General features: G+C 71.1%; 13 protein-coding genes. 7 read left to right on the top strand and 6 right to left on the bottom strand.

All coding sequences use genetic code 11. From position 1 onward, the window contains the following. The first annotated feature begins 14 nt into the window (after positions 1 to 14). Positions 15 to 2,129 carry a two-component system sensor histidine kinase NtrB gene (locus I3V78_RS02005; protein ID WP_204484625.1) on the top strand — a complete coding sequence of 705 codons (2,115 nt, stop codon included), beginning with the start codon at positions 15 to 17 and terminating at the stop codon, positions 2,127 to 2,129. A gap of 7 nt (positions 2,130 to 2,136) precedes the next feature. Here I3V78_RS02005 and I3V78_RS02000 read toward each other — a convergent pair whose 3' ends face one another. The 4 genes from I3V78_RS02000 to I3V78_RS01985 form a co-directional block, all read right to left on the bottom strand. Further along, complete coding sequence (locus tag I3V78_RS02000) at positions 2,137 to 2,898, bottom strand: hypothetical protein (protein WP_239576255.1); 762 nt, start codon at positions 2,896 to 2,898, stop codon at positions 2,137 to 2,139. 29 nt (positions 2,899 to 2,927) lie between these two features. Continuing rightward, on the bottom strand, positions 2,928 to 3,386 hold the full coding sequence (locus I3V78_RS01995) for an Imm26 family immunity protein (protein WP_204484623.1): 459 nt from the start codon (positions 3,384 to 3,386) through the stop codon (positions 2,928 to 2,930). Positions 3,387 to 3,389: 3 nt separating this feature from the next. Next, complete coding sequence (locus I3V78_RS01990) at positions 3,390 to 4,163, bottom strand: hypothetical protein (RefSeq protein WP_204484622.1); 774 nt, start codon at positions 4,161 to 4,163, stop codon at positions 3,390 to 3,392. A gap of 269 nt (positions 4,164 to 4,432) precedes the next feature. Further along, entirely contained in the window at positions 4,433 to 5,050 is a 618-nt protein-coding gene (locus I3V78_RS01985) for a hypothetical protein (RefSeq protein ID WP_204484621.1), read from the bottom strand. A gap of 124 nt (positions 5,051 to 5,174) precedes the next feature. Between I3V78_RS01985 and I3V78_RS01980 the strand changes: the two genes are divergently transcribed. The 4 genes from I3V78_RS01980 to I3V78_RS01965 all read left to right on the top strand — a co-directional run bounded on the left by I3V78_RS01980 (position 5,175) and on the right by I3V78_RS01965 (position 9,957). Beyond that, a complete protein-coding gene (locus I3V78_RS01980; RefSeq protein WP_204484620.1) occupies positions 5,175 to 6,095 on the top strand; it encodes a LysR family transcriptional regulator in 921 nt (306 codons plus the stop codon). Between the two features lie 87 nt (positions 6,096 to 6,182). Further along, entirely contained in the window at positions 6,183 to 7,541 is a 1,359-nt protein-coding gene (locus I3V78_RS01975; RefSeq protein ID WP_204484619.1) for a sigma-54-dependent transcriptional regulator, read from the top strand. A 16-nt stretch (positions 7,542 to 7,557) separates the two neighbouring features. After that, on the top strand, positions 7,558 to 9,075 hold the full coding sequence (locus tag I3V78_RS01970) for a pyridoxal-dependent decarboxylase (RefSeq protein WP_204484618.1): 1,518 nt from the start codon (positions 7,558 to 7,560) through the stop codon (positions 9,073 to 9,075). A gap of 99 nt (positions 9,076 to 9,174) precedes the next feature. Then, a complete protein-coding gene (locus tag I3V78_RS01965) occupies positions 9,175 to 9,957 on the top strand; it encodes a hypothetical protein (RefSeq protein WP_204484617.1) in 783 nt (260 codons plus the stop codon). 6 nt (positions 9,958 to 9,963) lie between these two features. Here the strand turns inward: I3V78_RS01965 and I3V78_RS01960 are convergent, their stop codons facing one another. Beyond that, positions 9,964 to 11,844, bottom strand: a complete 1,881-nt coding sequence (locus tag I3V78_RS01960) for a potassium transporter Kup (RefSeq protein ID WP_204484616.1) — start codon at positions 11,842 to 11,844, stop codon at positions 9,964 to 9,966. A 138-nt stretch (positions 11,845 to 11,982) separates the two neighbouring features. On the opposite strand from I3V78_RS01960, the gene sitA5 reads away from it, so the two are divergent. Then, a complete protein-coding gene (gene sitA5, locus I3V78_RS01955) occupies positions 11,983 to 13,614 on the top strand; it encodes a SitA5 family polymorphic toxin (protein WP_204484615.1) in 1,632 nt (543 codons plus the stop codon). 11 nt (positions 13,615 to 13,625) lie between these two features. Then, positions 13,626 to 14,252 (top strand): pentapeptide repeat-containing protein, encoded by a 627-nt coding sequence (locus I3V78_RS01950; RefSeq protein WP_204484614.1) that lies wholly within the window; start codon positions 13,626 to 13,628, stop codon positions 14,250 to 14,252. A gap of 32 nt (positions 14,253 to 14,284) precedes the next feature. Here I3V78_RS01950 and I3V78_RS01945 read toward each other — a convergent pair whose 3' ends face one another. Continuing rightward, positions 14,285 to 14,992: a hypothetical protein gene (locus tag I3V78_RS01945; RefSeq protein ID WP_204484613.1), complete on the bottom strand. Its 708-nt coding sequence runs from the start codon at positions 14,990 to 14,992 to the stop codon at positions 14,285 to 14,287. Between the last annotated feature and the right edge of the window lie 28 nt (positions 14,993 to 15,020).

The following is a 15,020-nucleotide window of genomic DNA, read 5'->3' as shown; positions in this document are numbered from 1 at the left end:
GGACTTCCCGGGCCATGAACCGCAACACCGTCGTCTCCGTGCTCCTCTTGTGTGTCGCGCTCGCGAGCGTGGTGGTGGGCGTGGTGCACTTCATCCACCGGGACCGGGCGGCCCTGGTGGCGCAGTTCGCCGCCGAGCGCACCGCCCAGGTGGAGGCGGCGGCGCGCGAGGTGGCCGACTCGCTCGACGACGCGGCGGACGACCTGCGCTTCGCGGGCGAGCTGCTCAGCCGCCCCGGCACCGTCAACGAGCACCGGCGCGAGCTGCTCGCGCTCCTGGAAGTGGTGGGGCAGTTCAAGGCCATCGTGGTGCTGGACGCCGAGGGCGAGCAGCGCTTCACCGTGCTGGACCGGCGCGCGGGCCCCGCCGTCACCCGGGGCGCGGTGAGCACGAGCCTCACGGAGATGGCCCACGCCGCGCTCACCCGCGCGCCCGGCGACATCCTCACCACGCCGCCGGTGGCCGCCGCGCCCGGCAACTGGTTCCGCATCTTCTCCACCGCCTACGCGCCCGGGGAGGACGGCCCCGGGGGCGCGCTCGCGGTGCTGGTGGACACCGAGAGCTTCTTCGCCCCGCTCAAGCTCATCGCCACGGACTCGGAGGTGCGGCTGCTGCTCCTCGGCGCGCATGGCCTGCCCACCCCGGCGAGCGCGCCGACGCTGGTGGAGGGCGTGCAGCGCGCGGACGCCGCGCCCCACGAGGTGCCCGCGTTCGCGCAGCTCGTGCGGCGCATGCGCGAGGGCGGCCAGGGCACGGTGTTCCTCCCCGAGGGCGAGGCGCAGCGCCTGGGCCTGGACGCCGCGGACACCCTGGCCGCCTACCAGCCCATTCCCATGCGCGGCGGGCCCTACTGGTCCGTGGCCCTGCTCGCCTCGTCGGCGGAGCTGCGGGCCCACGAGCGCGGCATCATCCTGCGCGTGGCGCTCGGGGCCGTGCTGGTGGCCTTCTTCCTCGTCGTCTTCGTCGCCTACGTCATCGTCGCCTCGCGCCGCGCCGTGGCCTTGCGCGAGAGCCGCCGCCACGCGGACCAGCTCGCCCACCTGCACGAGAAGACGCAGAAGATCCTCGACCACATCCCCACCGGGGTGCTGGCGCTGTCGGCCGAGGGGCGGGTGACGGCGGTGAACCAGGCGCTGCGCGCGCGGCTGCCGCCCACGGCGGTGGGGGCGTCCCTGCGCGAGTCCTTCCCCGAGGCCCCCGCGGCGGTGGTGGACCGGCTGGTGGCGCTGGTGGCGGATGCGTGCGCCGCCCAGCGCGTGGTGAGCCTGCAGGAGTCCCTGCCGCTCTTCGGCGAGGAGGGCCAGTACCGGCTGCACGCCGTGCCCCTGGAGCGCCAGGACGCCGAGGTGCGGGCGCTCTTGGTGGTGGAGGACCTGAGCGACGTGCGGGCGCTGGAGTCGCAGCTGCTCCGCGCGGAGAAGCTGGCCACGGTGGGCATCCTCGCCGCGGGCATCGCGCACGAGATTGGCACGCCCCTGGGCGTGGTGCGGGGCCGGGCCGAGTACGTGGCGGGCAAGCTCGGGGCGGGGCACCCGCAGGCGGCGGGGGTTCAGGTCATCGTCGAGCAGATCGACCGGGTGAGCCGGACCATCCGCGAGCTGTTGGACTTCTCGCGGGTGCAGCCGGTGGCGGTGCGTGGCGTGGCGCTGGGGGCGCTCCTGGAGGGGGCGCGGGAGCTGCTGCACGGCGAGGCCGAGCGGCGCAAGGTGCGGCTGGAGGTGGAGGTGTCCGAGGGGCTGCCGCTGTTGCTGGCGAATCCGGACCAGTTGCTGCAGGTGGTGCTCAACCTGGCGCTCAACGCGTGTGACGCGTGCGAGCCGGGGGGCACGGTGCGGCTGGCGGCGCGGGCGGAGACGCCGGGCGAGCCGGGAGCGTGGAGCGGGGTGCGGATGACGGTGCGGGACGACGGGTGTGGCATTCCGCCGGAGAGCCTGCACCAGGTGTTCGACCCGTTCTTCACGACGAAGAAGCGGGGGCAGGGCACGGGGCTGGGGCTGGCGGTGGTGGCGCAGATTGTCCGCAACCACGGAGGCCGCATCGAGTTGGAGAGCGAGCCCGGGCAGGGCACGTGCGTGACGCTGCTCTGGCCGATGTCTCCCCCGCCCGCCGAGGAGCGACCCGCCGTCTGACGGAACGCTAATGCCGGTCCAGTTCCCGGTCCCAGGCCGCCAGTTGGACGGCCACCGCGTACTTGTAGGTCCCGGCGATGTCGGCGAAATCCTCGGCGGGGAGTTCGACGAGGCGCTCGCGCAGGAAGTCCGGATCGCTGAGCACGGCGTGGTGCTTCAAGTCCCTGTCCCCCGTTACCAGGCCTGGAATCAATTGGAGGAGAACCTCCGTGCTCTGCTCGCGGGTCGCGTGGGACATGCGCTCCGCCGCCAGGGCGATGTGCTCACGGAGCGACCCGGGGGCCTCTGGACACCAGGCGTTCAGGGTCTCGCGATAGACCTCCGCCATGAGTTCCTCGAGCGTGAACTTCGCGCCGAACCGGAACGCATAACGAAGCGTCTGGAGTTCCTCCCAGAAGCGGAGCACCGAGGTGAGCCGGTGGGCCGTGCGTTCCGCGGTCCGGAGGGGCGGGGGCGATACGGCATGGTAGAGCGCCCCCCAGGGCGTGCCCAGGCAGAAGGACTCGAAGGTCTCCGAGGTGCGCTGTTGTTCTTCCGGCGGGGTGCCTTCACTCATATGGGTGAAGACACCGACGAATAGGTGCACCCACCAACGCGACTGGTTCAAGTCGAACTCGGCGCCCGGGCGGACGACGATGACGTCTCCGGGCGACACCTGACTCATTTCGCGGGGCGGGGGAAATGCTCCGGTCTTGCGGTACTCCCGGACCCACCAACGCCCCTCGGCCCTCACCTTGCGGAGGATGGCGGCGGAGGTGCCGTGGAGCATCGAGGGGAACTCTGGTGCGTCCACCCTATTCATGTCAGGCGGGCCTTCAGATACTCGACGGTGGCATTGGGCCGATTCAGCAATGCATCGAGCAGGCGCTCCTCGACGGACACTTGTTCCCAGATCGCGGCGCGTTCGAGTCCCACGCATTCCCTGGGCTCGGCCGCTCTTTTGTTGCCAGAGGTGTCGAAGATGGTGCAGCGGCGGAAATCGCCGATGTCCTGTCTGAACTGGACGAGTGGTTGGGCCAGGTGCTCCTCGAGTTCTTTCCACCCGATGGTTTCCCAGGCCTTCAGCGCGAGCAGATTGACGGAGATGGTGAAGAGGACGGGTTTCGAGGCGATCCCGTCCAGATCGGGGTCCGGGTGGGCTGTCCTGTGCGCATAGAAGGCCACATGGGGAGGCTCAAGCAGTCTGCCGTAACCGAACGAGCCATCGGTGAGTGCCAGTCTGATGAACGTTCCTGTTCCATTCTTCCGCGTACCCACTTCTCAATCTCCGGTGTAGGGGGCGAGTTGACCCCATCGCTTCGTGGCTGCGTCGTGAAACAGCCTTCCCAAGGGGTTGTCCTTGGCCACGCCTCTCTGGACATTCTCGGTACGAGACGGGGTCCGTCCGTCGGATTGCGCGCCCCCATGGAAGTCGATCAATTGTTGCTCCCTTCCGCGAATCCTCCAGTAGGCGACATCACTGTACCGAGTCGCGTAGTCGATCGCGGCTCCGACATCGAATTCATCACGCACGGCCGGTAGATATCCTGGACCCTTGGGTTCGGTCTTCTCGTCCTGCTGGACGTGATGGTTCAAATCGCGCGAGGCCACGGCCAGGTCGGCTTGTGCTTCCAGATCTTTCTCCAGGTCGATGACCATGCTGGTCCGGCCCGAGTAGGAGCGGCTGACTGTTCGGTTGAATTTCGTGTAGGTCACGTAGATACGCCCCAGGCGCCTCGTGCCTTTGTCTCTCCCGTGGACTGGCGTCGTCCCCGGAGTCGTGTGAGGCCCGGCGGCGGAGTTCGGCTCCGACGCGAGTGCAGGTGATCCTGCGGGAGCCGTGTTCTTGGGCGCGTAGCAACCCTGAATCCAGCCCTGAATGTCACCGAAGTGCGTGCCGTAGAACGTATCCGCGATGTCGAGCGGGGTCTGCTTGCCGTCCAGGGCGGCCCGGGCTGTCACGCATACCAGGACCACACTGCCTCCCACCGCGACAAGGGCGCCACCCGCGACGAGCGCCTTGCCCGTCGTGGCTGAACTTGCTGCCTCCGCCACGGTGGTTGCGCTTCGTGGTACGAGTCGGAGGATCGCACGAGGAAGACCCTTCCCCGCGCCTTCTCCGATGATTTCCCGGAGCGGTGGGGCGGATGAAGGGACTCGCGGCGCCAGGGGCGCTCCCGATCTGAGCGCGCCTTGCCCGATGCTGGGATGGGCGCCGCGAGTAGTGGCGCCACATCCTGTGAGAAGCACCAAGAGCAGGATCGCGAGATGGTGGAGCATGAGGAGTCTCGCTCCGTAGAGTAGCAGCTCCCCTCACCGCATCTTCAGTCGCGGACCACGGCCACCGCCGTGAGGGCCTGGGGGCGCTTGCCCGGCGTGCACATGTCGTTGTCCGCGGGCCGCTGGCCGAAGAAGAGCTGCCGCCCCTCCACCTTCACCACGTCGTGGTCCGTGCCGCACGCCGCCACCGGCTTGAAGAACACGCACCCCGTCTTGCTCGTCTCCTGCTCCTCGCCCAGCTTCCACGGCTGCCCGCCGCACCCCGCGCCCTGGAACCAGTCCGCGATGGGCTGCACATACGCCGTCATGTAGTGCCGGCCGAAGCCGAAGTCCGCCTCCGTCGCCCCCGCCACCGTCGCCGAGTCCTGGCGCAGCGCATAGGGGCCCTCGACCCGCGCGGTGAACAGCTTCACCGAGCAGCCCGGATCCCCGAACGCGTTGAAGTGCATCGTCCAGTCCTTCTCCGTCAGCGTGAACTTGCGCTGGAAGTACGTCTTCGAGCCATCCGGGTTGGGCATCGACTCGCACACCGCGCTCGTCCACGCGCCCTGCAAGTCATTGGGCTTCACCTTCGTGCCCGCCCCAGCGCCCCCCGACGTGGCGCAGCCGGCCGCGAGGCCCAGGGCGAGGGTGGACAGCATCAGGCGGTTCATGCGGTTCATGGGAACTCCCAGCAAGAGATGGCACCGGCCGCTCCAGCGCGGCCTGGGCGAGTGAAGGAATGCCCCAATCCCATCCCTGCGAAAACGCTGGTCCGTGCAGCGGGGGCATGCGAAATCGCAGGGCATGCCGGACTGGAACGACCTGCGCTGCTTTCTCGCCGTGGCCCGCGAGGGGTCGCTCGCCGCCGCGGCCCGGGTGCTGGAGGTGGACGCCACCACCGTGGGGCGTCGGCTCGCGGCGCTCGAGGGCGAACTCGACACGAAGCTCGTGGAGCGCACGCCCTCGGGGCTGGTGCTCACGGACGCGGGCCGGGGCATCCGCCCGGCGTTGGAGCAGATGGAGGCGTCGGCGCTCGCGGTGGAGCGCCGGGCCAGCGGCGAGGACGCGCGCCTGGAGGGCCAGGTGCGCATCACCCTCACCGAGGCCTTCGCGGTGGACATGGTCCTGCCCCGCTTCGCCCCCTTCCGCGAGCGCTACCCGGGCATCGAGGTGCGCTTCCTCACCGACTACGGCTCGTTGGATCTCACCCGGCGCGAGGCCGAGGTCGCCATCCGGCTCACCCGTCCCCAGGACGCCTCGCTCGTGGCGCGCAAGGTGGGGGAGATCGCCGTCGCTCCCTATGCCTCGGAGGACTATCTGGCGCGGCGGGGGCTCCCGGACCTGACGCGGGGCCTCGCGGGCCAGGATGTCATCGGCTACACGGACGCCGCCGCGCGCTGGCCCGAGGCGCGCTGGCTCGCCGAGCATGCCTCGGGGGCGCGTCTGGCCATCCGCTGCAACTCGCTCCTGTCCGTGGTGGCGGCGGCGGGCGCGGGGCTCGGCGTGGCGGTGCTGCCGTGTCTGCGGGGGGACCGGGAGCCGGGTCTGCGCCGCGTGGCCCCCCGGGTGGACGCCCTGCGCCGGGACATCTGGCTCGTGGTGCACCCGGACCTTCAGAACAACGCCCGCGTGCGCGCCGTGCTCCAGTTCCTCACCGAGCTCATCCAGCGAGAGCGTCCGCTGTTGGCCGGGGAGGGGCATTCCGCCCCATCGGGAAGGCGGTGACGCGCGCCCCTGTTCCCGAGCGGTGGCGCGTGTGTAGCGTGGGGGCTCCCGGGTGGCCGCCGCCGCCCGCGTCGAGCGAGGAGCGACATGCCGTCTGAGGGACGCGTGCTGGTGGTGGATGACCACGTGGAGATGGCGCGGCTGCTCGCCGACGCGCTCACCGACGAGGGCTACACGGTGGACGTGGCCACGAGCGGCCCGGAGGCGCTCGCCATCGTGCGCGGGCGGGTGCTGGACGCGGTGGTGTGCGACCTGCGCATGGAGAAGGTGGACGGCTTCGACGTGCTGGCGGCCGTGCGCGAGGCGGACCCGCTGATGCCCGTGCTCATCATGACGGCCTTTGGCGGCGTGGAGAACGCCGTGGAGGCCATGCGGCGCGGCGCCACGCACTACTTCACCAAGCCCTTCCGCCTGGACGAGGTGCTCCTGTACGTGCGGCGCGCCATCGCCGAGCGTCGGCTGCGCGAGGAGAACCGCGCCCTGCGCCAGGCGGTGGGGGACCGCTCGGCCTTCGGGGCCCTGGTGGGCCGCAGCGCCCCCTTGCGCGACCTGTACGCCCTCATCGAGCGCGTGGCCCACTCGCACGTGCCCGTGCTGGTGCGGGGCGAGAGCGGCTCGGGCAAGGAATTGGTGGCGCGCGCGCTGCACTTCGAGGGGCCGCGCAAGGCCGGGCCCTTCGTGGCCGTCAACTGCACCGCCATCCCCAACTCCCTCCTGGAGAGCGAGCTGTTCGGCCACGTGAAGGGCAGCTTCACCGGGGCCACCACGCCGCGCCGGGGCCTGTTCCTGGAAGCGGACGGAGGCACGCTCTTCCTCGACGAGATCGGCGACATGGCGCCCGAGCTCCAGGCGAAGCTCCTGCGCGTGCTGGAGGATGGCGAGGTGCGCGCGGTGGGCGCGGACGCGTCGCGCAAGGTGGACGTGCGGGTGGTGGCCGCCACGCACCAGGACCTGGAGACGCGCGTGCGCGAGGGCCGCTTCCGCCAGGACCTCTTCTACCGGCTCGACGTGGTGCCCCTGCGCGTGCCACCCCTGCGCGAGCGGCGCGAGGACATTCCCCTGCTCCTGGAGCACTTCGTGGGCCGCGCGCGCGAGCGCAATGCCCGGGTGCGGCTCGCGGGCTTCACCCCCGAGGCCCTGGCGCTGCTCGCCTCCGCGCCCTGGCCGGGCAACGTGCGCGAGCTGGAGAACCTGGTGGAGCGCCTGGCCGTCGTCACCGTGCTGGAGACGGTGGACGTGAACACGCTGCGCGCGCACGCGCCCGGCGTGGACACCGGCGCGCATCCGCTCGCCCAGGCCCAGGCCCGGCTCGTGCCCCTGCGCCAGCTGGAGGGCGAGTACATCGCCTTCGTGGTGGCCCAGTGCGGCGGCAACAAGACGCGCGCCGCGGAGATCCTCGGCATCGACGTGTCCACCATCCACCGCCGCGAGCGCGAGCGGGGCTGAAGTCCGGAGTCAGAGCATGAGCGAGAAGCGCGAGGGCGCGGTGCCTCACATGAGCGCGGAGGAGTTCCGTCGGCTCGGCCACCGGGTGGTGGACTGGGTGGCGGACTACTGGGCCCGGCTGGAGTCCTTCCCCGTGCGCGCGAAGGTGGCGCCGGGCGAGGTGCTGGCGAAGCTGCCCGCGCACCCGCCCGAGGAGGGCCTGGACGGCGAGGCCGGCTGGGAGGCCGTCTTCCGGGACCTGGAGGACGTGGTGCTGCCGGGCCTCACCCACTGGCAGTCGCCCTCGTTCTTCGCCTACTTCCCCTCCAATGCCACGGGGCCCGCCGTGCTCGGCGAGCTGCTCTCCGCGGGCCTGGGCGTGCAGGGCATGCTCTGGTCCACGAGCCCCGCGGCCACCGAAATGGAGACGCGGGTGCTCGACTGGCTCGCCGAGCTGCTCGCGCTGCCCGCGGGCTTCCACTCGGGCTCGGGCACCGGGGGCGGCGTCATCCAGGGCACCGCCAGCGAGGCCGTGCTCGTGGCCATGGTGGCCGCGCGTGCCCGGGCGCGGCGCGTGCTCGGCCGGGACGCCGAGTGGGTGGCCTATACCTCCACCCAGACGCACTCCTCGGTGCTCAAGGCCGCCCTCATCTCCGGCGTGGCGCGGGACGTGGCGGACACCGTGCACCTGCGCGCGCTCGACACCGACGCGGGCTACGCCCTGCGCCCGGACGTGCTCGAGCGCGCCGTGCGCGAGGACCTGGCCCAAGGCCGCCAGCCCTTCTTCGTGTGCGCGTCGCTGGGCACCACCTCCTCGGGCGCCATGGATCCCGTGCCCGCGCTCTTGGAGGCGCTCGGGCGCACGGGTTTTGGCGCCGCGGGCGGCTGGGTGCACGTGGACGCGGCATGGGCGGGCGCGGCGCTCGTGTGCCCCGAGCACCGCGCGTTGGGCGCGGGCCTGGAGGGCGTGGACTCGTTCGCCTTCAACCCGCACAAGTGGCTGCTCACCAACTTCGACTGTGATGCCTTCTACACGCGCGACCGCCAGGCGCTGCTCGACGCCCTGAGCGTCATGCCCGAGTACCTGCGCAACGCCGCGAGCGCGAGCGGCCAGGTGGTGGACTACCGCGACTGGCAGGTGCCGCTGGGCCGCCGCTTCCGGGCACTCAAGCTGTGGCTCGTGCTGCGCCACTATGGTGCCCAGGGCCTGCGCGCCTTCCTGCGCGGACACGTGCGGCTGGCGGAGGCGTTCGCCGGTTGGGTGACGGCCGACGCGCGCTTCGAGCTGGCCGCGCCGCGCTCGCTCGCGCTGGTGTGCTTCCGGCTCGCCCCCCGGCCCGGCGAGGCCCCCGAGGCCACCGACGCGCGCAACCGCCACCTGCTCGAGCGGCTCAACGCGAGCGGCGAGGCCTTCCTCACCCACACGGTGCTGCCCGGCGTGGACGGCGCCCCCGCGCGCTACGTGCTGCGGCTGGCCATCGGCGCCGTGCGCACGGAGCAACGGCACGTGCGCGCCGTCTGGGAGCGGCTCGCCGCCCTCGCCGCGGAGGGCTGACGCGCCGCGCCATCCGGCTTCGGGTTTAACGAGAAAGTCACGCGGAAGCCGTCAGAGGGGTGGGGTAGAAGGGCGCCTCTCCTCCACGAGGTCTCCGCCATGAACCGTCTCTCCACGCTCACGTCCCTGCTGGGTGGTGTCCTGCTGCTGTCCGCGTCCACCGCCGGGGCGGACTCGGCGTCCACCACCATTCCGGTGTTCACCTCGAAGATCGCCGCCGCGCGCACGGCCTCCAGCCCGGGCGGCACCAGCGTCACGCGCGCGGAGATGGCGGGCGCGCTCAACAGCTCCTTCATCCGGGACATGTCCGTGGACAGCCAGGAGCGCGCGTACCTGGGCGCCCAGCTGGGCGATGCCACCTTCCTCAAGGGGCTGACGGCCCAGGCGAAGAAGTACGCCACGGACTTCCACGAGCTCAACGACGCGGCGAGCACCGAGGCCCCGCTGTCGCTCAACACCGTGGCGGGCGCCACGTCCGAGCTGTTCGGCGCCACCGGGGCGCTGTCGCGGAGCGCGCGGGTCATGGAGGGCTACATCCCCAACGGCCAGGGCGTGGCCAACCAGGTGACGCTGTCCACCCAGTACACCCTGTTCTTCGGAAGCGGCTACGACGGCCCCCTGTACTTCGAGCCCATCAACCCGCGCGAGCTGACCGAGCGGCTCAAGGGGCAGATCATGTACGGCACGCCGAGCCTGGACGAGGTGGACGGCGCGGCGGCGTACGTGAACGAGATCTCCCGCAACAGCGCGCGGCTGTACGTGGCGGACTGGCGCACCGCGGGCCGGGGCGGCCCCGGGGACGGCGGCGGCTACGTGGTGGCGGCCGTCAGCTCGGATCGCCGCTTCGTGCGCATGCTCGAGGTGCTCGTCTGGAGCGAGTAGTCCGCCTCACAGCTCCACCTGTGAGCCCAGCTCCATCACCTTGCCCGGGGGCAGCCGGAAGTGGGCGGTGGTGGGGTGGGCGTTTCGCTGCATGAGGCCGAAGAGCCGCCGGGCCCAGAGCGTCCACGCGTGTCCGGCCCGGAAGCGCAGGGACACCCGGCCCACGTAGAAGGTGACGGGCTCGGCCAGGGGCTCGAGGCCCTGGGCCTGGGCCCGCGCGAGCAGCCGGGGCACGTCCGGGTGCTCCATGAAGCCATAGCGCGCCGTCACCCGCACGAAGCCCAGGCCGTACGCCTCCCAGCGCAGGCGCTCGGCCTCGGGCACCGTGGGCACCGTCTCGGTGTGCACGGTGAGCAGGAGCGCCCGCTCGTGCAGGGCCTGATTGTGCCGCAGGTGGTGCAGGAGCACGAGCGGCGTGTCGTGGCCCACGCCGCTCAGGAAGACGGCCGTGCCGCGCACCCGGGGCGGCGGCTCGAGCGCGAGCGACTTCACGAGCGTGTCCAGGGGGATGGCCCGCGCGGCCCCCTCGGCGATGAGCCGCCGCAGGCCGTGCCGCCACACCTGCATGAGCACGAAGGCGCCCGCGCCCAGGGCGAGCGGCAGCCAGCCGCCCTCGCCCACCTTGAGCAGGTTGGCGCCGAGGAAGGCCAGGTCCAGGCAGAGAAAGCCGCCCACCACGAGCCCCAGGGCCCACGGGGGCCAGTGCCAGCGCCGCCGCGCCACCGCCGCGAAGAGCAGCGTGGTGATGGCCATGGTGCCCGACACCGCCAGCCCGTACGCCGCGGCGAGCCGCTCCGAGGAGCGAAAGCCCAGCACCACGGCGATGCACGCCACCATGAGCGCCCAGTTCACCGTGGGCAGGTAGATCTGCCCCTCGTGCTCGGACGAGGTGTGGCGCACGGACAGGCGCGGGCTGAAGCCGAGCTGCACCGCCTGGTGGGTGAGGGAGAACACCGCGGAGATGAGCGCCTGGCTCGCCACCACGGTGGCCAGCGTGGCCAGCGCCACCATGGGGTAGAGCGCCCCCGGGGGCAGCGAGCGGAAGAAGGGCGCGTCGGCGGCCTGGGGGTGGCGCAAGAGGAAGGCGCCCTGGGACAGGTAGCTGAGCAGGAGCGCGGGCAGGGCGAGCGAGAACCAGGCGAGCCGGATGGGCCGCCGGCCGAAGTTGCCCATGTCCGCGTAGAGCGCCTCGGCGCCGGTGAGGCAGAGGATGACGGCGCCGAGCACCGGCACCCCGCGCCAGCCGTGCTCCAGGAAGAAGCGCACCGCGTGCCAGGGGTTGAGCGCGGCGAGCACCTCGGGGGCGCGTGAAATCCCCCAGGCCCCGAGCGCGCCGATGCTCAGGAACCACAGCGCCACGATGGGCCCGAACACCACGCCCACGCGGCCGGTGCCCAGGGGCTGCACGAGGAAGAGCGCGAACAGGATGCCCACGGTGACGGGCACCACGTAGGGCTCGAGGACGGGCGTGGCCACCTGCAGCCCCTCCACCGCCGAGAGCACCGAGATGGCCGGGGTGATGACCCCATCCCCATAGAGGAGCGCCGCGCCGAACAGTCCCAGGCCCACGAGCAGGGCGGGGCCACGCCGCTCGGGGCCCGGCTCGAGCATGGCCACCAGCGCGAGGATGCCGCCCTCGCCCTGGTTGTCCAGGCGCATGAGGAGCGTGAGGTACTTGAGGCACACGACCACGACGAGCGACCAGATGAACAGCGACAGCATGCCGAGCACGTTGTCGGGCGTCACCCGCACGGCATGGGGGCCGTGGAAGCACTCCTGCAGGGCGTAGAGGGGGCTCGTCCCCAGATCGCCGAACACCACGCCCATGGCGGTGAGCGTGAGCAGCGCGAGGCGGGGGGGCTTCTTCTCCGGCGGAGAGGCGGTCATAGAGGGGACGCCAGGGGACGTTGCGTCGCGCCGCGACGCCGCGCCAGGGCCTTGGGACCCGTGGGTCGGGTCTCCTGTTGTCCCGTGTACGCAAGGAGCGCGCGGGGCCCGTATCGTGCGCTTTCCCGGAGGTACGCCGTGTCCATTCGTCGTGCTGACCCCTGCCCGCCTGGTGTACGGAGGCCTCCCCTGTTGGGCGGTTGGTTCCTCCTCGTCCTCTTCCTCCAGGCGGCCTGCGCCACGGGCTCCCCGGGAGATCGCTCCCGCGTGCGTGACCGCCGCGACACGGTGGCGTCAGGACCCGGGTTCGCGACCGAGTACGTCGTGGACATCCTGGAGCCTGGCTCCGTCGCCACGCGGCCCGTGCCCATCCCGAGCGCCGAATTTCAACGAGCTGTCCAGCGGCTCGTTCGTGACATGCGCCTGGGCACGAAGACCCCCCGTCAGGCGGCCCACGAGCTGCTGCGTCTGCCGCCGTCGCCCGACGTCCCCCATGTCTCGGTGATGGGTTATTGGGAGGTGGAGCACCGGGGCGCCGTGCTCTCCTGGACACCCCTGCGCCAGGAGGGCCCGGTGGAACTCACCGCGGCGGCCGATGCGGCGCTCAAGGGCCAGTACCTTCAATGGTGTGCGCATCGAGGTGGCGGTGATTGCCTCGGCCTGCTGGACGATGGGCCTTCCCTTCGCGCGGATGACAGGCGGGCGTTGGCGCTGGCCCTGGCTTTTGGCGGGGTCCTCGACGAGACACGCGCCGCGCTGACGGCCGACTTGCTCAGCGTACGGGCCGTCGTCTCCATGATCGTCTGGACCGTGGCGCTCTACTGCATGATGTGGGTGGTGCCCGAGCCGATGACCAAGGCCGTCGCCGCCTCCTTGACGCTCATCCTCATGGGCTACCTGGGCCTCGAGACGGTGTGGAGGCTCCTGGGCGGTTGGACCCGCCTGGTGGACACAGCGCACCACGCCACCACCTTCGAGGAACTGCGTGCGGCGGGCACGGAATTTGGCAAGGTGCTGGGCGAGGATGCGGCACGCGCGATGATCCTCGCCGTGGCCGCGCTCAGCGGGCACACGCTGGGTCAGGTGCTGTCTCGGGTGAAGTCGCTTCCGCGTTTCGAGCTCGCGGGGGCCCGGTTCGAGGCGCGAGGCGCCGCTGTCGTCGTGGGCCGCCTGGAAGTGGCGGCGCCCGCGTCGGAGGGGGCCCTGGCCCAGGCGGTCGTGGCGACGGAGTGGGTGGCGCTCTCGCCACAAGGTCCCCTGGCCGTGGTGCTGCTCAAGACGGGAACGGGTCGTGGCGTGGGACAGGCGCCGGGAGGTCGCTCCGCCAAGGCCGTCATCCGGCACCGGGGCGGCAACCTGCAGGTGGAACTCAGCGATGGGCAGCGCTGGCATCTGCCTCGCGGAAAGTCGGCCGCCGACATCCCCGCCGAGGACACGGTGGGCGACCTGTTGCAGGAGGCCGTGACCAAGGCGGCGCGGAACTGGGGGCCCGACAAGCTCTCGCGCAACGAGCGAGATGCGATCGATGAGGCCCTGACGCAGGGGGAGTACTGGTTGGCGCGCCTGTTGGAGCGCGAGGCCCGGGGTCGCTACGTGGAGAACGAGGTCAGCCGCCGGTTCAAGCACGTCTACCACTTCAGCCGGAGCAAGGGCGTCGATGTGGAAGTCCCTGGAGGCTTCAAGTACGAGATCCTCTCGGGTTCCGAGTCGAATCTCGCGCGGCATGGACGGCGGATGGCGGGCGAGTTCTTCCGGATGCTCACCTTTTGAGAGGGCGGCGGATGCTCTACGACAAGGTCTTCTTCGAGGACCGGGAGATCGAGGACGAACGGCTGGACCTGACGGACGCGGGCTCCCTGTACTTTCTCGGCGCCAACGTGACGTTCAGGCGGTGCACGCTCGTCCTGAAGGTCCCCGCCAAGAACCTGATCTTCGACGAGGGGACCCGATTCATCGACTGCACCTTCGAAGTGAAGCAGGAGTTGAAGAATCACCAGCAATGGGTGTTCGCATCCCTGAAGGGGTGCCGATTCAAGGGGCGGCTGTCGGGCTGCGACTTCGGGCACTGGCCCAGCTATTCGGAGCGGGCGGGTCACGGGTCCATCGAGGACTGCGATTTCAGCGAGGCCCGCCTGGATGGCTGCCGCATCATGGGCAGCGACCCCGCCACCCTTCGTTTTCCGAAGTGGCCCTGCTTCACTCTCCTGGACCCCATCGGGCGAGCCCGCGAACTCAACGGCGTTGAATGGCCGGGAGGTTTTCGTCCGATCCTGGTGGAAGGACCGTACAGAGAGCCACCCGCCACGAGGGCCATCACCTTCTACGCCCCGGCCCTCGCCAGGCGCCGCAAGACCACCGAGGAGGAGCTCCGGGCCGCCGTCGAGCGGTTCGACGGCATCGTTTATTGAGAGGAGCCGTCGGTGATTCGCTACGGAGCCGCCTAGAGACGCGTGGTCACCGGCACCCGGAAGTGGAACTGGAGGTAGGCCTGTCCCACGTGGAAGAAGCCATCGTCGATCCGCGCCAGTTCGAACACGCTGCCCGGTCCCAGGCGCTGCGGCACGTAGAGCGCCGAGTTCCACCCGATGCTGATGAGGAAGCTGCGGCTGAGCTGGAACTCCAGGTCCACGCCGAGCCGGGCGCCGGGCCGCAGGAAGTGCGTGGCGGGCAGGGTGTCCGAGTACAGATAGGCGTAGGTGAGCAGCAGGCCCGCGTCGAGTGACAGGCGCACCGGGCTGGGGCTCAACGCGAGCCCCACGCCCAGGGGCTTCCAGGTGGCGCCGTACATGCCCGTGTTCTTGTACTTGGGGGAGATGATGAGCGCCTCCGGGATGAGCGCGGTGACGGCCGGCGCGAAGCGGATCTCCCCCGACTTGAGCGCGCGCGCCCGGTACTGCCGGGGGATGAGGGCCTGGTTCTTCTTGAGCCACTCCGCGTCGAGCACCGCCTCCACGTCGAGCGTGAGGCCGGTGTGCACGGGCTGATCCCTGAACACCGGCCCGAAGAAGAAGAAGGCCGCGGGGCCGATGGCGAAGTCCACGGGCGCGGTGACGGACCGCTGGGCGTGCGCGGCGCCGGGCAACAGCAGGCAGAGCAGGGCGAGGGCGAGCACGCGAGGCGCGGCGCGCCTCCAGGAGAAGAGGGTCATGCCCCGCATCCTAGTGAATAGAACCCGG

Source organism: Archangium primigenium, assembly GCF_016904885.1.
GTDB classification, from domain to species: domain Bacteria; phylum Myxococcota; class Myxococcia; order Myxococcales; family Myxococcaceae; genus Cystobacter; species Cystobacter primigenius.
Note: the sequence above shows the minus strand (reverse complement) of the source record. Positions and strands in the feature narration are given on the sequence as shown.